This is a genomic window from Streptomyces spongiicola (assembly GCF_003122365.1).
Taxonomy (GTDB): domain Bacteria; phylum Actinomycetota; class Actinomycetes; order Streptomycetales; family Streptomycetaceae; genus Streptomyces; species Streptomyces spongiicola.
In genome coordinates this window covers 5,736,804-5,756,160 of record NZ_CP029254.1, presented here as the reverse complement: position 1 = coordinate 5,756,160, position 19,357 = coordinate 5,736,804, and the positions used below count along the sequence as shown (strand labels likewise).

At 69.3% G+C, this 19,357-nt stretch carries 18 protein-coding genes; 13 read left to right on the top strand and 5 right to left on the bottom strand.

The window, feature by feature from the left end:
• Nucleotides 1-38: 38 nt before the first annotated feature.
• The 8 genes from DDQ41_RS25160 to DDQ41_RS25120 all read left to right on the top strand — a co-directional run bounded on the left by DDQ41_RS25160 (nucleotide 39) and on the right by DDQ41_RS25120 (nucleotide 7,601).
• Nucleotides 39-680 (top strand): WhiB family transcriptional regulator, encoded by a 642-nt coding sequence (locus DDQ41_RS25160; protein WP_109296513.1) that lies wholly within the window; start codon nucleotides 39-41, stop codon nucleotides 678-680.
• Nucleotides 677-2,401: a hypothetical protein gene (locus tag DDQ41_RS25155; RefSeq protein ID WP_109296512.1), complete on the top strand. Its 1,725-nt coding sequence runs from the start codon at nucleotides 677-679 to the stop codon at nucleotides 2,399-2,401. Before DDQ41_RS25160 ends, DDQ41_RS25155 begins: the two co-directional genes overlap by 4 nt.
• The gene (locus tag DDQ41_RS25150; RefSeq protein WP_007491133.1) at nucleotides 2,398-2,589 is read left to right on the top strand and encodes a hypothetical protein; all 192 of its coding nucleotides are present in this window, start codon (nucleotides 2,398-2,400) and stop codon (nucleotides 2,587-2,589) included. Before DDQ41_RS25155 ends, DDQ41_RS25150 begins: the two co-directional genes overlap by 4 nt.
• A 317-nt stretch (nucleotides 2,590-2,906) precedes the next feature.
• Complete coding sequence (locus DDQ41_RS32665) at nucleotides 2,907-3,533, top strand: hypothetical protein (RefSeq protein ID WP_262508562.1); 627 nt, start codon at nucleotides 2,907-2,909, stop codon at nucleotides 3,531-3,533.
• Nucleotides 3,530-5,254, top strand: coding sequence for a relaxase/mobilization nuclease domain-containing protein (locus DDQ41_RS25135; RefSeq protein ID WP_109296510.1), 1,725 nt, complete (start codon nucleotides 3,530-3,532; stop codon nucleotides 5,252-5,254). Before DDQ41_RS32665 ends, DDQ41_RS25135 begins: the two co-directional genes overlap by 4 nt.
• A gap of 151 nt (nucleotides 5,255-5,405) precedes the next feature.
• On the top strand, nucleotides 5,406-6,278 hold the full coding sequence (locus tag DDQ41_RS25130; protein WP_109296509.1) for a DUF3800 domain-containing protein: 873 nt from the start codon (nucleotides 5,406-5,408) through the stop codon (nucleotides 6,276-6,278).
• Between the two features lie 99 nt (nucleotides 6,279-6,377).
• Nucleotides 6,378-6,821 (top strand): hypothetical protein, encoded by a 444-nt coding sequence (locus DDQ41_RS25125; protein WP_109297934.1) that lies wholly within the window; start codon nucleotides 6,378-6,380, stop codon nucleotides 6,819-6,821.
• A gap of 78 nt (nucleotides 6,822-6,899) precedes the next feature.
• The gene (locus DDQ41_RS25120; protein ID WP_109296508.1) at nucleotides 6,900-7,601 is read left to right on the top strand and encodes a hypothetical protein; all 702 of its coding nucleotides are present in this window, start codon (nucleotides 6,900-6,902) and stop codon (nucleotides 7,599-7,601) included.
• A 150-nt stretch (nucleotides 7,602-7,751) separates the two neighbouring features.
• Here the strand turns inward: DDQ41_RS25120 and DDQ41_RS25115 are convergent, their stop codons facing one another.
• The 3 genes from DDQ41_RS25115 to DDQ41_RS25105 form a co-directional block, all read right to left on the bottom strand.
• Nucleotides 7,752-8,573: a DUF317 domain-containing protein gene (locus tag DDQ41_RS25115; protein ID WP_109296507.1), complete on the bottom strand. Its 822-nt coding sequence runs from the start codon at nucleotides 8,571-8,573 to the stop codon at nucleotides 7,752-7,754.
• Nucleotides 8,574-8,588: 15 nt separating this feature from the next.
• Nucleotides 8,589-8,879 carry a hypothetical protein gene (locus DDQ41_RS25110; RefSeq protein WP_109296506.1) on the bottom strand — a complete coding sequence of 97 codons (291 nt, stop codon included), beginning with the start codon at nucleotides 8,877-8,879 and terminating at the stop codon, nucleotides 8,589-8,591.
• Between the two features lie 104 nt (nucleotides 8,880-8,983).
• Complete coding sequence (locus DDQ41_RS25105) at nucleotides 8,984-9,331, bottom strand: DUF317 domain-containing protein (RefSeq protein WP_162602730.1); 348 nt, start codon at nucleotides 9,329-9,331, stop codon at nucleotides 8,984-8,986.
• A 232-nt stretch (nucleotides 9,332-9,563) separates the two neighbouring features.
• Between DDQ41_RS25105 and DDQ41_RS25100 the strand changes: the two genes are divergently transcribed.
• The 5 genes from DDQ41_RS25100 to istB all read left to right on the top strand — a co-directional run bounded on the left by DDQ41_RS25100 (nucleotide 9,564) and on the right by istB (nucleotide 16,511).
• A complete protein-coding gene (locus tag DDQ41_RS25100) occupies nucleotides 9,564-10,877 on the top strand; it encodes a hypothetical protein (protein WP_109296504.1) in 1,314 nt (437 codons plus the stop codon).
• Between the two features lie 106 nt (nucleotides 10,878-10,983).
• Nucleotides 10,984-12,519, top strand: a complete 1,536-nt coding sequence (locus tag DDQ41_RS25095; RefSeq protein ID WP_109296503.1) for a gamma-glutamyltransferase — start codon at nucleotides 10,984-10,986, stop codon at nucleotides 12,517-12,519.
• A 345-nt stretch (nucleotides 12,520-12,864) separates the two neighbouring features.
• Nucleotides 12,865-13,986, top strand: a complete 1,122-nt coding sequence (locus DDQ41_RS25090) for a hypothetical protein (RefSeq protein ID WP_109296502.1) — start codon at nucleotides 12,865-12,867, stop codon at nucleotides 13,984-13,986.
• A gap of 156 nt (nucleotides 13,987-14,142) precedes the next feature.
• Nucleotides 14,143-15,738 carry an IS21 family transposase gene (istA, locus tag DDQ41_RS25085; RefSeq protein WP_109296501.1) on the top strand — a complete coding sequence of 532 codons (1,596 nt, stop codon included), beginning with the start codon at nucleotides 14,143-14,145 and terminating at the stop codon, nucleotides 15,736-15,738.
• A complete protein-coding gene (istB, locus tag DDQ41_RS25080; protein ID WP_109296500.1) occupies nucleotides 15,738-16,511 on the top strand; it encodes an IS21-like element helper ATPase IstB in 774 nt (257 codons plus the stop codon). The genes istA and istB overlap by 1 nt, the downstream gene beginning before the upstream one ends.
• 234 nt (nucleotides 16,512-16,745) lie before the next feature.
• Here istB and DDQ41_RS25075 read toward each other — a convergent pair whose 3' ends face one another.
• Nucleotides 16,746-17,801 (bottom strand): reverse transcriptase family protein, encoded by a 1,056-nt coding sequence (locus tag DDQ41_RS25075; RefSeq protein ID WP_262508683.1) that lies wholly within the window; start codon nucleotides 17,799-17,801, stop codon nucleotides 16,746-16,748.
• A gap of 275 nt (nucleotides 17,802-18,076) precedes the next feature.
• Nucleotides 18,077-19,315 (bottom strand): phosphoribosyltransferase-like protein, encoded by a 1,239-nt coding sequence (locus tag DDQ41_RS25070; RefSeq protein ID WP_449451406.1) that lies wholly within the window; start codon nucleotides 19,313-19,315, stop codon nucleotides 18,077-18,079.
• Nucleotides 19,316-19,357 lie beyond the last annotated feature (42 nt).

The following is a 19,357-nucleotide window of genomic DNA, read 5'->3' as shown; positions in this document are numbered from 1 at the left end:
GCTAGCCGGCCGGTGTGGCAGCACATCGGAGACTCGCCTTGCGCCACATCACCACCCATGACGCGCCGGCCACCGGCCTGCGCGGCATCGGAGACACCAGCTGGCACGTTCGCGGAGCCTGCCACGGCATGGACGTCGAGGACGCCAACGCCGTGTTCTTCCCCGGCCCTCGGGATCACGAGGAGATCGCGGAGGCGAAGGAGCTGTGCGGCTGGTGCCCCGTACGCCGCGCGTGCCTGGACTTCGCCCTGGAGAACGTCCTCAAGGAGGGCGTCTGGGGCGGGCTCACCGAAGCCGAGCGGCGCCCGCTGCACGACAACCTGCACCGGCGCCTGGACTACCGACGTGTGACCGCCTTCTTCCAGGGACGCGACGTGCACCTGACGGAAGCCGAGCGGCAGGTGGCCATCGACCACGCATACGTCCGGGGCTGGCAGCCCGACCGGCTCGCCGCCGCCCTGCAGATCAGCCACAAGCACGCCCGCGACCTGCTCCGGCAAGCGGCCAACAAGGTCTTCGACCGCGACCGCAACTACGGCGTGCCCCGCTCCAAGAAGAAGCGGAAGAAGACCTCCAAGGCCAAGGGCACCACCGCGCCCACAGCTCCCGGCACTCAGCAGCCGACAGGCCGCCCGGCGGCGTCGACCCCGGCGCGCGCCCCTCTCGGAAAGGCAGCATGACCCACCCTGTCCTCGCCTTCGGTGCTACCTCGGACCTCCCTCTCCTCCTCGCCGCCGTCGTGCCCGCCGCCCTCGCGCTCGTGCTGACCGCCTGGGCCATCCGGCGCCGGGGGGCCCGCTCGCAGAAACGTCTCGGCGGCCCGGCGGTCAAGGTCGCCGCCGTCGCCGCCCTGGGCTGCACCGCCTACAGCGCCGACACCAGCTGGCGCTTCGCGGCCGACTACCTCGACATGGCCGGCACCGCCGAGCGTGCCGGCATGTTCGCCGCCGCCGAACTCGCCCTGTTCGCCACCGCGCTGATGGCACGGCAGAATCTGGCCGTCCAGGGCGCTCCCGGCCTGCCGGGCACGCTGGTCTGGGTGATCACCACAGTGCAGGTGATCCCCGCCTATGCCGAGAGTGGCCCCGTCGGAGGCACGGTCCGCGCCTTCGTCGGCCCGGTCATGGCGGCGATGCTGTGGCACCTGGCCATGGGCATCGAGCTGCGCCTGCGCACCCCGGGTGCAGCCTCCAACGGACTGCTCGCCGTCCTGGGCCGGGAGGCACGCGAGCGGCTGCTGTCCCGCCTGGGCATCGCCGCACGGGACCGTGACGCCGCGCAGATCACCCGGGACCGGGCCACCGCCCGTGCGGTCACCCTCGCCGCCCGCCTCGCCGAGCGCACACCCGAGCAGCAGCAGAGCCGTCGCGGCCGGCGGCTGACGCGACGCCTGTCAAAGGCGGTCGGCAGGGCTTCGGTCGGCACCGACCCTCTCCAGCGGGCGCAGCTGCTCGACCAGCTCGCCGCCCGGCGACACGCGCTGGCGCTCGCCACGGTCCCGCTCCCCTCTCCCTGGTCCCCGGCGCACAGCAGCGCATCGACGGCCACGGTCCCCGCACAGCCGACGTCGACTGTGCCGGTCCCCGTCCCCACTTCCGACGGTTCCGACGAGCCGGTCCGGGACCGAGGACCGAGGGCTCCTCGGGGACCGGTCCCCGAGAAGGCCGACCCGGAAGCCGAGGTCGGCGTAAGGACCGGGGGCGACGAATCGGGAACGCCCGCGGGGACCAAGCCCTCTGAAGACGGTGCGGTCCCAGGGACCGAACTCGCCGGACCGGAAGCCGCAGCTCGGGACGCAGCGGCCATGAGGACCGGCCACAGCACGCGAGAAGTAGCAGCTCAGGACCCGGATCATCGGGGACCGGGCATCGCGCAGACGAGGACCGCGACCCCCGAGGGCCGGGGACCGGCAACCCCGCAGTCCGGGACCGACACCACCCAGGACCGAGGACCGACCGCCCCACAGTCCGGGACCGACACCACCCAGGACCGAGGACCGACCGCCCCACAGTCCGGGACCGACACCACCCAGGACCGAGGACCGACCGCCCCACAGTCCGGGACCGACACCACCCAGGACCGAGGTCACAAGGTCCCGCTTCGCCGGAAGCCGGCCAGGACGACCGGGTCGAAGAACAAGGACCGGCGTGCACGGTCCCGCTCGCAGACGGAGCGCCAGGCACGCGAGCTGGGTGAATCCGAGCGCCAGCTTGTCCGTGAGGTGCGTCCCCATGTGCCGGCTCTGCTCGAACGGGACGGCAACGGCGCGATCACCCGAGTGCAGCTGCGCGAAATCATCCGCCGCCAGGGCCTGACGGGTGTCGGTAACGACCGACTCGGCCTGGTCCTCCAGGAGCTGCGGAACGCGGACATCAAGACGACGAGGAGCACCGCCCGATGAAGACCTGCCACCAGTTCAAGACGGTCCGCGCGGAGTACGAGCGCGAGATCGGATTCATGCTCGCTCACTCCGAGCGGCATGCGGGCAGGCCGGCGGCGAAGTCCAGTGCGAAGCAGGCTGCCTCGGCGAAACAGCGGATGGCTCGCGCGCTCAACAGCCACGTCGGGCGCTGCCCCGAGTGCGGCTGAACCGGCAAATCCCAGCTCAAAGCCCGTATCCGTAAAGGTGGCCCGGCTCCACGCCGGGCCACCGCCCCGCTTAGGAGGTACGCCATGATTCCTCGTCCCCCTCGCTTTTCCGGGCCCACCACCGCCGAAGCCGGTGCCTGGGCGGACGTCTTGGTCCGCCGGCAACTCCTCCACGCCGTCGTCCTCACGCCGACCGGGCAGTGGCTCGTCCAGGACCGTCCCAACAGACCGGTTCGCGTCCTTGCCAGCCCAGCCGATGTCCTCGCGCTGGCCGCAACCATCCAGCAACGCACCCGCTCTACGAGGCCCGAATCCCGATGACGAACGCGCCCAAGAACGGCACCAGCCCGGAACCTGATCCCGGCTCCAACTCGGTCTCGGGGCGAGCAAGTTGGGGCGGAAGCGTAGCTTCCGCCGAACCCGCCCCCGAGGGGGCGGGAGAGAACCTGCACCGGGGGGCGCAGGTCCTTCCGTCTTCGACCGAGGGCGGGGCGAAGCCGGGGCAGGAGGAGAAGCAGACCGATCGCCGTGCCCGCCGAGAGCGCGCCGCTCGCGCCCGCCAGCGTCCGCGCCAGCCGCCCGAGAAGAAGCGTCTGCACCAGCCCAACACACGTTTCAATGAAGAAGAGTTCGCCCTGATCAAGTCCGCCGCCGCCCGGTGCAGCCTGTCCCTCGCCGGGTTCCTCGCCCGTTCCGCGCTCGCCGCCGCCCGCGACCTCGACCGCACCAGCGCCGAGATCGCCGACGAGCGCGAAGTGATCACCGCCCTGTTCGAGAGCCGGCGGCGGCTCGGCTGGGCCGGCAGCAACCTCAACCAGGCAGTCAAGGCGCTCAACTCCGGTGCGGACGCTCCCCAGCTCGAAGCGGCCGTCGCCGCCGTACGGCGTGCCGCCGACACCGCGCACGAAGCCGCCGCACGGCTGATCGAGCGCCGCGGCTCATGATCCCCAGCGTCAACTCCTCGGGTTCCCGGACCATCGGGCTCCTGGCCTACCTCTACGGCCCGGGCAAGCATGAGGAACACACCGACCCCCATCTCGTGGCCTCCTTCGACGGCATGTCGCCCGACCCCGGCCGCGACCCGAACGCCACCCTCAAGAACCTCCAGCAGCTCCTCGACCAGCCCGTGATGGCCCTCGCCGAGCACGCCCGTCCAGCCAAGCACGTGTGGCACACCTCCGTCCGCGCCGATCCGCGCGACCGGATCCTGTCCGACGAGGAGTGGGCCGACATCGCCCGCCGCATCGTCGCCGCCACCGGCATCGATCCCGGCGACGGACAGCCCGGTTGCCGCTGGGCCGCCGTACGGCACGCGGACGACCACATCCACATCGTCGCCACCCTCGTACGAGAGGACGGCCGTCGCCCCGACGACTACCGCTCCGGCGCGCGTGCCCAGGCCGAAGCCCGGCTCATCGAGCGGGAACTCGGACTCCACGAGGTCGCCCCCGGCGACGGCACAGCTGCTCAACGGCCCACCAGCGCCGAGCGCCACAAAGCCGAACGCCAGGGTCGCGAGCGCACTGCCCGCGAAGAACTGCGCGAGACGGTACGCCGGGCGGTGGCCGGCGCGACGAGCGAGGAGGAGTTCTTCGACCGGCTCGCCGTTGCTGGCCTCCTGATCCGCAAGCGCGTCGCGCCCTCCGGGGACCTCCTCGGGTACAAGGTCGCCCTTCCCGACGACCGGAACAAGGACGGCGAGCCGGTGTTCTACCCCGGCGCGCGCCTCGCCCCCGACCTCTCACTGCCTCGCATCCGGGAGCGCTGGTCCGGCGGCGCCCAGAAGGACCCCGCTCGCCGGCAGGAGGATGCAGTCCGTACGTGGCGAGGCAGTCCGGCCGCTGCCCGCCGCAGGACGGCGTCGGCCGCGTGGCAGGCCGTGCTCGTCGTCGAACACGGCGAGGACGCGGTCGCCGCCGCCCACATCGCCGCGGCCGGCGAAGTCCTAGACGCCCTGGCGAAGACGTCCGCCGCCCACACCCGCCGCGAACTGCGAGACGCCGCAACGGCCTTCGAACGGGCCTCGCGCTCCCACGTCCGCGCCGTACGCGGACACGACCGGGCACTGCGGCAGGCGGCCCGCGACCTCGTCCACGGCGGCCCCGCCCTTGGGCGCGGCGAGGACGGTGCGAGCACCGCGATGGCGATCGACATGCTGTTCTTCCTGATCACCGCCGCCGTGCACTGGCACGCGAGGAAGGGCCACGCGCAGCAGGCCGCCGCCGCCCGTCAGGCCGCCGAGCACCTGCGCTCCGCTTACCAGGAGGCTGCCGCCCAGCCTCTCGGCGTGCTCTACCAGCGGGGGCGGCGCCTGAACCGGGCGCTGCTCCAGCGGCAGACGGTGCTGCTGCGCGAGGCGCTGCCCGGGCTGGCCGAGCAGATCCTCGCCGAGCCCGGCTGGTACGCACTGGCCGCGACCATCACGGACGCCGAAGCCGCTGGCAATGACCCAGTCGCTCTTCTGTCCGAGGCCGTAGGACGCCGGGAACTCGACACCGCGGACTCGGTAAGTGACGTGTTGGTCTGGCGGCTGCGGCGGCTGGCCGATCTGCCTGCCGATGCCTCCCGAGTCCCCGATCAGGGCAAGGCGAAGCGCCGAGCCGCATCCCGCCCCGTCTCACCTGGCCGTCATCGCGGCCAAGAGGCAGTGAGCAACATACGCTGAACCCTCCGGAGAACGGAGCAGCTGGCGGTCGAGATCGGCGAGGGCCCGCGGCTCCCTTCCGCCAGGGCCCGTCGTACGCTCCTGAGCCGAATGCCCGCGCCAAGAGGGCGACGCAGGCCGATGCGGCTCGGCCAGGGACGGGAGAGAACGAGTGCAACTGATCTTCATCGACGACAGCGGGCAGGAGCGCCCTCGTCGGGACCACCTCGGCGAGCTCGTGTCGGTGGGCGCTGTCATGTTCCCGGAGGATCAGATGGTGGTGTACAGCCGCGCGATCGACCAGCTCCGGTCCGAGATCGGCATGCCGGACGGCGAGGAGTTCAAGTGGAAGCCGTTCAAAGGTAGCTGGCTGGCGAACTCCGGCGGTGAAGTAGTGAAGGGCGCGCGCCGCCGAATGCTGGAGATTGCGGGGCAGTGCGGCGTCCGTACGGCCGTGGTGATCTGGGACCGCGGCCGAGCAGATTGGGATAAGAAGGAGGTGGCCACGACGATCCTGGGCTACCTATACGAGCGAATCGAAAGGGAGCTGCAGACCACTGACGAGCGTGGCGTCGTAATCGCCGACGTACCTGGCGGCGGCAGCAAGGACCACGCGAAGTGGCTGTCGGAGGCGCTGGACCTCACCACGGTCGGCACCGCCTACGTGAAGCCGGACCGCGTGGTGATGCCCATCGTGACCGCCCCATCCGATCACGTCCCGCACCTGCAGCTCGCCGACCTCGTGACTGCCGCGACCACCGCCGCCATCGCCGGTCTACCCAACGGCTTGGAGCTCGTTGAGCTGCTCAAGCCGCTCGCCCGCCGCAACGCCTACGGACGCATTGGCGGTTCCGGCCTCGCACTCGTCCCGCGAGACCCCCTCATCGACCTGTACTTCTGGGTGCTTGGCGAGACCGACTACCACAAGAACGGTATCGCTTACGCCATCGGGCCGACTGACTCGCCCTTCTCCCAGCCAGGGCGTCTCTTCCAGAATCACGACGGCCTGCCGACCCCCGAGTCCAAGCGGCCAGGTGGCGTGTAACCCCCTCGTGCGTGGCTGTTGACTTTGTGAATTGAAGCCGCCCCTCGCTTGGGGGCACGATCATGACGCGTGCAGGGAGAGGCAAGGGAGGACGTCAGGGTGTTTCACCGGATACGCCGTCGGGTTAAGGAGCCCAGCGAGGCGCAGCGCCGATTCTTCGAGCTGTCGGCGCGGCTGCAGGACCAGGTCCCACTAGGGGTCGGAGGGGCGCCGGCCGAGCCGGATCACAGCGAGCCAGCCGCCGTGGTGGACGACTTTCTTCCGCCGGAACTACGGGTGCCCAGCCACGACCAGCTCGACGGCCGCATGATGCCCTGGGCGCAGCCGCTCGTCCTCGACGGCGAGATGGTCGCCTGCGCCGCGTGCGGCGCGTACCGGGACTGGCTCATCCTCTCCACCCGCGACCAGATCTGGCTGCGCTGCCGGGCCGGCCACCAGCAGCAGGAGATGCGCCTCGACACGGCCTGGTACAACCGGAGCGCCGGGCCGGCGGACGCGACGCACGCCACGTTCGAGGACTGCCTGCGCCACCTCGGCCACTGACCCCCACCCCTACAACCCCACCGGGCCCGCGGGCCCGCACTGACCACCCGTCGCCTAGCACCAAGGGGTCAGTTCCTCATGCGCGTTCGCGTCGCCACCACCGCCGTCGGCCTCACCGCCGTCACCCTGCTCGCCCTACCGGCCTGCTCCACCGGCACCGCCGGGGCCAAGCCCGACGCCGCTTCCTCCGCCCAGGTCGTAAAGTCAGCCGGCGCCGACCAGGACGCCGCCCCGCTGTCCTCGGCCGCGCTGAAGACGCGCCTGCTCGACGAGAGCGACCTCGGCAGCGGCTACCTGCGCCAGCCGGAGCGTCCGTCACGGCGCGACGACGTAACCGTTGTTGGCTGTACGGCTCTGAGCGAGCTGGGCGGCGATGCGGCAACCGGCGGCTCGCTCACCTTCCCGCACAAGGCGAAGGCCACCTTCACCTACACCGGAGGCAGCAACTCGCAGGTCACCGAGGAGCTGTACAGCGACAGCGCGAACAAGCTGTCCTACGGCATCGGCCGGATCTTCGACGCCATGACCGGCTGCCCCACCTATCAGGTCGTCGCGGGCGGCACTGCGATCGACATGGCCTCGCAGAAGCTGCCCGCCCCCCACCAGCTCGGGGACGAGCAGTGGAGTCAACTCCTGACGTTCTCCGCTGGAGGGCAAAGCACCGTGGTGAAGCAGACCGCGATCCGCGACGGCAGTCTGCTGCTGATCGTCTCGGGCTCCCCGGCCCTCGTAGACCGTCACCTTGAGAAGGCTCTCGCCAAGGCGGAAAGAGTCGGCTGACCGGCCTGGACATGCTGCTGCCCCCGACCGTCCCGGTCGGGGGCAGCAGCGCGTGGCGCGTACAAGCGTTCCCTACCCGAGAAGCAAGAAGCCCGGCCTCCATTCGGGAGGCCGGGCTGGTGTACGTCGGGGGCAAGGGGCCGCAGAGCGCTAGATGGCCGGCGCGCGCAGGAGCCGCTCCTGGGTGGCCTCGGGCAGCACCCGGCGCAGGACCGGCGCGGTCGAGCTGAGGGAGGCGGCGAAGGTCGCGACGAGATCATGCGGGACGCTGGCGCCGAAGGACACCGCCCACAGGCACGGTGCGCCGAGCGCGGGCTCGGCCCACGCCTGCCACCCAGCCGGTCCCACTTCGTCGGCCTCGGTGTTCAGGGCGCGCGGGTCGGCGTCCTGGATGAGGGGCGGCACCTCGCCGAGGCTGATGTGCGAGGTGAACGTCGGGTCCGTCGCCGCCGCCTGGGGCTGGTCGATGTCGCGGAGCCAGCCGTGTGCGGCGACGGCGTCGAGGACCAGCTCGGGGCCGGCGATCGGCTCGGCGGGCTGGTCGCGGGCATCGAGGGCGACGAGGAAGTCGGCCGCGGACTCGCCGGGGACGTCGAGGGTGAAGTAGGCCGACCACTGAGCGAGCGGGCTGCTTGTGTCCGCGCGGGCGGAGATCTGCCAGGCGATCGGCAGATCCCCCAGGTGGAACGGCTCGTCAGCCAGGCTCCACTGGGCCCACCGGAGGGTGTCGGGGCTGATGTGCAGGACGGTGCTGCGCAGGACCTGGCGGTCCTCATCCGCTTCGTCGGGCTCGTGGCGACCGCGGACGATCGTCAGGCTCGTCCAGCCCAGGCCGGCGAGCGTATCGGCGACGGTGTCGTAGAGGCGCTTGTCGTCACCGGCCAGGTGCCGGGGACCGACCCAGAACGCGGGATGGCCGCCGGGCGGGGTGGACGGTTCGAGCGGGAAGTCGGGGTACAGGGGCGCCTCCAAAGGCTCGGTGCGGTTCTACTTGCCGCCGGCGGTTCGTCGGGGGCGGCGCGGTGGTGCCTGGACGGCGCCCTGCCAGGCCAGGGCGACGGCGACCTCGGGCGGCAGATGGCCGAGCTGTGTGTCCTCGTCCCGCCCTTCTGCCAGGTAGACAACGGTCCGGCCGGTCTCGTCCACGGACTGCACGACCTGCGCGAGGCGATGGGCCATGGGGAAGAACGGGTTCATGGCCTGTCGGACCGGAGCGCTCCGGTCACAGGCGGACAGCAGGTCGATGAGCTCGTCAACGGTCATCTCGGGATGCGTCACGAACAGCCTCCTTGTGTGGGGAAAACGGTGAGCGGTGGTACGGGCCTGCCATCGGGAGTCGGGTGGCCGGCCTCGGGTGAGGTCTTCGGCCGACCCCTGCGGTGTCACACCCGCCGTGAGGTCTCCAGCACGCGTGCCACTGCAGCGGCGACGATGTCGGCCGGCGTCTCGGTGTCGAAGGACAGGTGGTAGCCGCGCACCTTGGCTGTGCCGCTGACGGCGATCTTCCATCCTTCGCCGTCGGTGCCAGGGCGACCGAGCGGGAACCAGCCGAGGTAGAACCGGCCGTCCTTACTGCTGACGTGCACGTCCGCACGGTCGTCCACGATGAGGTTGAAGTCCTCCGCAGAGAACTGGTCCATGACGAGCGTGGGCTGGCCAGGACCGAGCTTCCACTCGCGTAGCCGCAGGGCTTCGATGGTGGTGGAGAAACCGGGTCCAACGGGAGCCATGGCCACGGGCAATCACCTCTTTGACCTGGGGTTTCTTGCAAGGTCGTCTACGTTGACATGGTCTCGCCCGCGTTGGCCAGTCTTTCCGCGCGCTTTCCTGTCTGCCGCCGGCGAACTGTTGCCTTCCGCTCCCTTTTCGCGTCGATCTCACGAAGTCACCTGAAGGAAAGGGGTGGCCAACCAGGGGCCCAGAGGTGCATGCTGGCCCGTTTCCCATCATGAGGAGGAGTACATGGAGATCCGGCCGCTTGAGGAGTTGCGTGCCGCGGACGATCTGTCGCTGGCGTTCAACCCCTGGGGACTCGGCGGCCGTATGAGGCCCGAAAACGCTGCGGAGTTCCAGCAGCGGCAGATCGCCGACTGCGACCTTGCGGAGGGTGTCGCGGCAGGAACACGCGATTCCTTCGAGCGGCTGCGCACCGTCTTCGCCTACGGCGTGCTGTGCTACGACGTGTACACCATGGTCGGCGACCAGGCGCTCCTCATCTACGAGCAGGCGTTGCGCGACCGCTTCATGGAGTGGTGCGCCGGCACCATCACCTTCCGTCTCCCCCAGGCCCCGGACGTCTCCTACACCGTCACGTCGTACGACGACGTCAAGAAGCGCTCGGACAGGATGACGCGGCAACGTGCGAAGCTGGTCGTCGCCACCCACGCCATCGAGTTCAACGGGATGCTTCACGGGCTCCGCCTGTGGGCGCGCACGGCGGGTCTGCTCCGCGGGCGGCGCAGCCGCGCGGTCGAAGACGCACTGGCCAAGCTGCGTAACTACGTTGCCCATCCCTCCGGCCACCATGTCGATACCCCCGTCGGTGCGGCCCGGACGGTCCGGGATCTGGCGGAGCTGATCAACCAGTTGTGGGGGCAGGCCACTTCCGACGGGCGCCTGTACCCGGCACCTCTCCACCGGGAGATCGCCGTACTGAGCTGGAACGGTTCCGGGCGGGCGCGGATGGAGCCCGCCGACGCGCTCACCGCCCCCGACCCCACGGAAGATCAGGAGAGCGACGAGTACCAGCACGTCGTGGTACGGGCCATCCCCTTCATCCCGGGCAGTCGCTGGAATGACGCTCACTGGGCGGAGTTCGACACCCGCTACGAGACCACACGGTTCCCCATGGAATACCTGTGGGGACCGGGCACCCGAGAGGAGGCCCGGGCGTGGCTCGAGCAGGAGCGCCCCGAGGTGGACAGCGTCGACTTCACTGACCGAGTGTTCCTCGTCCAGGACCACGAACGCCTGCTGCCGCCGATGCGGCCGGCGGTAGCGGCCGGGCTACCCGACGACGAACGCGTCGGGATCTGGCATGCCGTGCGGGCCGACTTCCCAGACGACGCCTTCGCGCACGTCCGAGGCTCCAGGGATAGCGGTGCTGGTCACGCCCGACGCCCCGGAGACTGTCCTGCCTGTTCCGCCGAAGTCCTTGGCTCCGGCTCCTACAACGAAGCCCTTCGCGCCGCGGCAGCCGTTCTCGGACCGATCGAGGCGGTACAGCTGCCCTCCATCCGACTGCCCTTGTCGATCTTCTGGCCCGACCGGCCGTGAGCGGTACAACACCAGGAGACGGGTGGCAGGCCAACAACAGCCATGTAGATCGGCAGCCCACCGCCCGGCCCTCGGGAGGGCCCAGGCCCGTGCCAGGGTAATCCCCATGAACCCCATGATCCCCGCACACGTCCCCGACGAGCCACCGCTCACCTACGCCGACAGCTTTGACATACCGGTCCTGTTCCGTAACGGACCCGCGGACAAGCCCAAGAGGCAGTGGCGGACCAACAAGCACAAGGCGTGGACCGGATCGGACGGGTTTCCGGCAGCGGACGGCTGGTACGCCCCGACCACCACGTGGCGCGAGATCATCAAGGCCGCCACCGAGGTCGGCCGCGATATCACCCCGCACCTGCAGAACCAGCCGCAGTACGCGCACGGGGAACTCGTCGCCCGGGTTTCCCCGCTGTACGCCTACCTCGGCGCTCACACCGTTAAGCCGCGGCACCCCGTACCAGGCGCCAAGGGCCGGCGCCTGACCCTGAACCCGGTCTACGCGCACGGGACTGAGCGCACGGCGAAGAACGCCGCCGCCTACCGGCTGGGCATGACGATGACCGAGTGGGCCTGCCGTTCGCTGCTGGGCCTCGGGCAGACCGAACATCTCGAACTCGGCGGCCCCATCCCCGCCCTGAGCGAAACCTTCAAGGACCCGAAGAAGAAGCTGCCCGACCTGTGGGGACGGCACGAGGCGGAGGAGATGTACTGGCTGATCGAGGCCAAGGGCGGCAACGTCGGCGTTGGCACGCTCCGCAAGGGGTGGGCGCAACTGGAGGCTGGCAGCAAGATACTCGGCTCGTACGCGCACCGCACCGTCCTGGTCGGAGCGTCCGTGCGGCCCGGAGACGACCTCTTCCTCACCATCGACCACGACCTGCACCCCGGCCAGCCGCCGCTCCACCCGGACGGATCCGGCACCGATGACGAGGCAGCGGCGAGCCCGGGCAACCTCGAAGACCACCTCGGCGATAGCGACGACGCGCTCATCGGCGCGGCCCGCGCCCAGATGCTCGCCTACCTGGCGCTGCGCTCGGCTCCCGCCTCTCATCTGCGCACGGTGCCGGTGCTGGCCGACCGCGCTTCCCGACACCGGCGCTCCGGGCTGACCACCCCTCTGGAGGACGACGACCTTACCCTCGCCTTGCGGGCTGACGCCCGCGGAGCAGCGCCCCACGTCGAGCAGCACACCCTGCGCGCGGGCATCCGCACCCTGGGGCTCGACGACTTCCTCACCTGTCGAATCCCCGGAACCGAGGTCCACCTAGGCATGTCCCGGAAGCTGTTCGCCGCCTGCGAGCGCCTCCACGAGGAAGATCTCGCCATCGCCCGGCGCACCCCGGGGCTGCGCGCCGAGGACCAGCTGGCGGTCGACCAGGGGCTCAGCGAGGATGCTCAGGAAGAACAGCGACTCACCCAGCGGCGGATCTTCCGCGAGCAGCAGGAGGAAGCCCGCCCCCGGCTGCGCCCCCTTCTCCGTGACGCCTACGAGCGGGGTGCGACGAGCGACTGGAGCGACCTGCTGCGCCGTCCCCAGGAGCCGGAGCTCGACCTGGAGGGCAACGAGGGTCTTCTCGAAGCGGCGACCCCGGAGACGTACCTGGCCGTCAGCCGCTACGACCTGCCCCCGATCCGCGCCTAGCCCGTGGCGATGTGACTGAGCCGCGCCCAGTTGGCCACTTTGAGCACCAGAGGTGGCCGCGCGTTCCGCCTGCAGACAGGATCCCCTCGATGTTTCGATCAACCCCCCTGCGAACGTTCGGGTGACGCGGCGGCGCGTCACCCCGGCGACCAGGGGCCCCCGGTCGCTGTGGTCAAATCCAGAGCGGTGGGCCCGGCGGGGTCCCTGCCCTGTGCTCGACCCGACATCGAGCACGCCGTGGAGAAGCCAACTCGGCCGGCACCGCTGCACGGTCCGCATGTTCCTCGTGGCTCTCCGCCGCGCGCTGTGTCGGGACGGCTCCGCGGTGTTGAGGGACTCCGAGTCATGAAGACAACCGCCGTCGAACGTCGCGCCGAACTGCTGCGTCTGTACACCGGGTTGCCCTGGCAGTCCGCCCTGCGCCGGGTCGAGGCCGCCGCGCCTGGATCCTTGCTGATCCCGCAGCCTGACGTCGACCAACTGCTCCTGGAGGCTCGGGTGATGGCCGCACTGGCATGGCGTCGGATCACCACTCTGCACCCCTGGGGTATCGAATACGTGGACCCGCGCTCCGACCGCCTCCTGATCCGATTCGAGGCCGACCCGGTCGACCGGCGCGACCCGGACGAGACCCAGGCCCTGGACCTGGCCGAGGCGCTGCTGCCGCGCGCCGACGAGTACGGCGACATCAAGGGGGTGCCCGGGGCACGTACCCACGTCGAGCGCGGGCAGGTGATGCTCCGCGTGCTGGACACGTCCGCCTCCGTCACCCTGCTGGGTCTGGACCCCGACGAGTGGCTGCGCGCGGTCGACGTCCAGGACCAGCAGATGGGCGCCTACGGCATGACGCCGTGCCACCGCGACCTGCCGGCCCGGTGGCACCCGGCCGAGCGTCCCTACCGGCGGCCGAGCCGCCGCAGCACCGCGGCATCGGCCTGGCTGACCAGCGGGCTGCTGCGCCGGGTCGGCCTTATCCGCACCCTCGGGGCACCGCTGGCCGTGACCGGCTGGCTTGGCCACCACGAACGCGGCGGTGGCGAACGCTGGATCATCGACCCCACGTTCGCGGAAGGCTCCGGCGCCACCAGCCACCGGCGGCTGATGGCGCTGCTCGCGGCACCCGGCTGGGGCCTGCCCCTCGCCTCCGTGGACGAACACTGCGCCTGCCATCTGCCGCCCGGCTACAGCGACCAGTGCACCACCGTCGCTGCCGGCCTAGCCGAGCGGCCCGGAGTGCTGGAGGTTCGCGCCATCCAGCGCCGCGGCGACCGCTTGAAATGGATCCAGGAGCACCGCCCTGCGATCCACGCCGCCCAGCAGCAGCTTGCCCTCTCCGTGCCCGCCTGGGTCGACCACTGGCTCGAGCGTGGTGGATCTACTACTTCGCAGGCCGGTCCGCGCCGTTTCCAACCTTCGCTGAGAAGCACTTGTCGACGATCAAGTTTTTCCCCATCTTGGGCGGTTTGAGCGTCATGTAATTCCCCATCACGAATTCTCCTGATTGGCCATGGGTAGCGCGGAGGCCGGGATCGAGGGACCTGGTCGTCGCGGAGGCGCCCGTGTACCTCGTTCCGCGGTTCGGCAGGCCGATAGGCGGCCCGGATGGCGAGGAGAACGTTCGTCGTGGTCGACATCACCGAGATCTACGTCCACTGGTACGCGGGTCGCTCGAAGAGCGAGCTGGCCGCGTCATTGGGGGTGGACCGCAAGACGGTCAGGAAGTACCTGGCCCCGGCGGAGGCATCCGGGATCACCCCGGGCGGGCCGCCGATGAGCGAGGCCGACTGGGCCAAGCTGATCAAGGAGTGGTTCCCGGGGCTGATCGACAAGCGGCTTCGGCAGGTCACGTGGCCGGAGATCGACAAGCACCGCGACTACATCAAGAACCTGCTGGGGACGGTCACCGTCTCCACGATCCACCAGCGGCTGCGGGACGAGCACAAACTCCAGGTGTCGATCTCCTCGTTCCGTCGCTGGGTGCACGCCACGCTGCCCGACGAGGTGGCGAGATCGCAGGTCACCGTGTTGCGCGACGAGATCGAGCCCGGCTCGGAGGCCCAGATCGACTACGGCTTCCTTGGCCAGTGGATCAACCCGCGCACCGGCAAGCGGCACCGGGTCTGGGCATTCGTGATGGTGCTGCCCTGCTCGCGCCACATGTTCGTCCGGCCGGTCCTGCACCTGGACCAGCACGCCTGGACCGAAGCGCACGTCGCGGCCTTCCGCTTCTTCGACGGCGTCCCGCGCCGGCTGGTCCCTGACAACCTCAAGACCGGCGTCGACAAGCCCGATCTCTACGACCCGAAGATCAACAAGGCGTATGCCGAACTCGCAGCCCACTACGGCGCGTTGGTGGACCCGGCCCGGGCGGCGAAGCCGAAGGACAAACCCAGGGTCGAGCGACCCATGCCCTATGTCCGCGACTCGTTCTGGCGGGGACGGGAGTTCACCTCCATCGAGCACATGCAGGCCGAGGCCGTCACCTGGAGCCGGCAGGTCGCAGGCCAGCGGCCCTGCAGGCCGCTGTCCGGGGCCGCCCCGATGGCGGTATTCGAGGCCGTCGAGGCACCCGAGCTGCTGCCCCTGCCGCAGACGCCGTTCGTGCTGGCCCGCTGGTCGACCGCGACGGTCGGCCCGGACATCCACATCAAGGTCGGCCGCACCCTCTACTCGGTGCCCTGGAAGCTGATCGGCCGCAGGGTCGACGTCCGCACCACTGCCACGATGGTGCAGGTCTTCCACGACGGCGAACTGGTCAAGACACACGCGGCTCTTGACCAGGGCAAACGAACCGACCGCCACGACTACCCACCCGAGAAGATCGCCTTCCAGATGCGCACGCCGGTCTGGTGCCGCACCCAGGCCAGCACCATCGGCGACGCCTGCCGCGAGGTCATCGACCAGCTGCTGGAGGTCAACGCGCTCTACCGGCTCCGCGCCGCCCAGGGGGTCCTCGGGCTGCGGAAGAAGTACGGCGAGACGCGGCTGGAAGCCGCCTGCGCCAGGGCCATCGCGGTCGGCGACCCGTCCTACCGCACCATCAAGGGCATCCTCATCGCCGGCACCGAGACCGACCCCGAGCCCGAGACCAGCGGCGATGCCGGAGCCGCGGCCTTCCTCCACGGACCGGCCGGGCTCTTCGCCACCGTCACGACCCCCGGCCCAGCGGATGACACCCATGACGACCAGGACCGCGACGAAGCCGAGGTGGAAGCCTGATGACCGTGATGGACGCCGCCCTGCGCGAGTCGCTGAAGACCCTGCGACTGTCCGGCATGCTGGAGACGCTCGACGCCCGCCTCGCCCAGGCCCACGGCGGCGAGCTCGGCCACCTGGACTTCCTCCAGGTCCTCTGCCAGGACGAGATCACCCGCCGCGAGACCGTCGCCTTTCAACGGCGCCTGCAACGGGCCAAGTTCGAGCAGCAGGTCACCCTGGAGGAGTTCGACTTCAACGCCTCCTCCAAACTGCCCGCCGCCCAGATCCGCGACCTGGGAGCCCTACGCTGGCTTCACGCCGGCGAGTCCGTAATTCTGTTCGGCCCGGTCGGCGTCGGAAAGACGCACGTCGCCCAGGCCCTCGGGCACCTCGCTGTCCGCCAGGGCGCCCACGTCCGCTTCGCCAAGACCAGCCGCGTCCTCGCGGACCTCGCTGGCGGACACGCGGACCGCACGTGGGAGAAACGGATCCGCGAACTGGTACGTCCCGACGTGCTCATCCTCGACGACTTCGCGATGCGCCAGCTCAACGCCACCCAGGCCGACGACCTCTACGAACTCGTCTCCGAGCGGCAGGGCCGGTCCCTGATCATCACCAGCAACCGGGCGCCGAGCGACTGGTATCCCCTCTTCCCCAACCCCGTCGTCGCCGAGTCCCTCCTCGACCGGCTCATCAACACCAGCCACCAGGTCATCATGAACGGCCCCAGCTACCGTCCGAACAAGCGACCCAAGAACCCCACCAGCAAGCCAGCCGACCCCAAGATCAAGTAACCTCCACCACCTCCGGGGCTGGGGAATTACGTGAACTCAGCCCCGGGGAAATACGCGATCGTCCACAGCACTCACACATCACGAGTCACAGCCGATCCCTGTCCTGTCGCACCAACCATTAGCGAATCTCACTGAACGTTGATGGATCGCAGTTCGTCTTGTCGAGAAATCTCGCAGCACCCCCGCTCATAAGACGTGCAGATGGCCTGCACGATGGGGAAGGCCGACTTCTGCTCACCAGAGGCGGCGTTCCTGGGCCGTAAGACCCGCAGCGTTCATCAGGTGCTCCCACTGGGCAGCCAGTGGCTTCGACCACGCAGGGTCCACACCATGCCCGTACGCAAGCAGCCCGTCGATGTGGTTGACGAACCCTTGTAGGGAGCTGTAGCCAGCGTGCTCGACGTGGGCCCCAAGCCCGAACTTGGCGACGCCGCGGACGTGATCTTCGAGTCCCCTTCTCGTGTGCCGCGGCAGTCGGAGTCTCTCGCCGTCCACGAGGAGACCCAAGACGATCTTGCGGGCACCCGGCGGCACAACGCGGGTCTTCTTCCTGTGTAGCCGGAACTGGGAGGCGGACACCGTTGCCGAGATCTCGGAGACGCAGCGTGTGAGCGTGGAGCGGTCGAGGCTTCTCAAGGTAGAGAAGGTCATGTCGTCCGCGTAGCGTGTGTACGTCATGCGGTACCGGTCGGCGACGGATGAGAGAGCCTCGTCCAGTGAGCGGGCGGCCAGATTGGCAACGGCGCCACTCACGGGGCCTCCCTGTGGGAGGTAGCCCAGGACCGGCGCACTGTAGCCGGGGATGGCCTGGTATGCACTCCTGAAGTGCGGCCAGGTGATTCCGCCCGGGACGCGGGTACAGACGCGGGCGATTTCGAAGGAGACGAGACTGTTGTAGCCGACCGCCCGCAGGATCGATTGAACTGCACGCTCGTCGACGGAGTGGAAGAAGTCATGCAGATCGAACTTCAGTAACCACGAGGCACCAAGGTGAAGCTGCGCGCACTGCACGGCAGAGCGTCCCTGCTGGTAGGCGTAGCTCGCCCCGTGCGTCGGTATCCGGCTGAATACGTTGCCCAGGAGCCAGCGTTGTACGTCCATCAATACGGGCGCAGGGGAAGCGATTGTGCGAGATTTGCCGGGCTCACGCTTGGGGCGGGAGAACTCGGTGTATGGGTCCTGTCGCCTCTGGACGATCTTCCGTAGGTAGAGGTATGGCGCGCCTGTCTGATGGGCCAGGTGCCCCAGCGTCAATACAGGTGTGAGTCCTTGACTTCGGACTCGTTGCATCTGCTCCAAAGCCTCGTCGATGACTGAGGAAGTGATGCCGTTCCTGCGGCCGAGACTCCGGTAGTGTGCGGGAGAGTCGATGGGGTGGCCTACCTTCGGTGTATCCCGCCCCCGGCGGGTGGTGCGAGTCGCGCGCCAGGCCACGTAGGAGACCGTGCGCCTCGCACCATCCAGGCGTTCGACAGCTTGTCCACAGCGTGCGGCCCACGACCGCAGCCTGACCTGCAAGTGCAGATCGTTGACTCGACGATGACCTCGTCGATTGCGCTAGGCCGTCACCGACTCTCCCGCAAGGTGCCAGGGTAGTAAGGCTCCTGACTGCCCTGCAAGCGGCTTACGACGACCCGGGGCTTCGCTTTGACTGCCCGCAGCTCCTTCCACCCTGCGTCGGTAAGCCGCGTTTGAGAGTCCACCAAACCCAGCTTCTGGGCCTGCAAGACGAGGTTTCTGGCCATCGGAACTGAGACCGAAACATCGGTCGCCAGTTGTTCGGGGTGCCTATGGCCTTTCGCGATGTGGCCAAGGACCTCAACAAGGTCCCTGATGCCGCCGCGATAGCGCACGTGTAGCTTGCCCGATCCTGTCGGCTGGACTCGCCCCATGCCACGCAGCCCGAGTTCTGCGTTGCGCTCTGGCCGGTATCCGACGAGGTCGCGCATGAGCCCCGGCGGCGCAGTGCGGTGCTCGAAGAACGGTGCCCACTTCCCGTCGGGACGCCGAGTCCGGCCCCGGGATTGGCGCAGGATGGATGGCAGATTGTTCGGCACGGTGTGCTCGAACACGAGCAGCCCCTCGCTGCCCGACCAGCCTGCACTGTCTTCGGGCCGCCGTGCGTAGTCTTCGCACAGCTTCCTGATCCTCCAGAGCTCGTCCGTATGCCACTGAGCCGAGGGAAAGTCCATCCCGCGGTGCAGCACCGACACCCCGTCGTACAGCCCACTGGCACGGATGCGCCGCAGTCCGGTGGTTGTTGCGGCGAAGAGGACCAGGTGCATCCGGACCAACTTCAGGGAGCGCCAGCTGCGGACCGTCGCATTACGCAGCCAGGCCCGCGCGTACGCCAGAGACTCCTCGCCGGAGCCGGCGTAGTCAGAAACGAACAATAGGCTCCGGGCACGACGCGCCCGAAGAAGATCAATCGTCATGGCGTTGCGCGTCACAACGGAGGTGTCCAGGCTCCGCTGCACATCGCGGATGATGTTCTGGACGATCAACTCGCTACCGCCGCCATCGCCACCGGAAACCTGTGGTGACACGTTGTTGATGAACATCGTGTCCGTCGGCTTGCACGAGCGGACGCCATACAGCGCCGCCGGTTTCTCCATGCTGGCTTCACCAGCTAGGACTGACCCCAGATGTTCCCGCAGCCCCTGCCTGAACGTCGTCTCCGACACGATATGCAGGCTGTCGAGCAACTGCTGAGCCGTGTCAGTGTCCCTGGGACCGAAGTTGGACAGCCACTCGATCCCCTGATGGGTTTCGCTTGGCCTCGCTGGCTCCCTCACGGCACGCATGTGCACCGCGCCCCCTTGTACCGGATTCCGCATCTGAGCTGG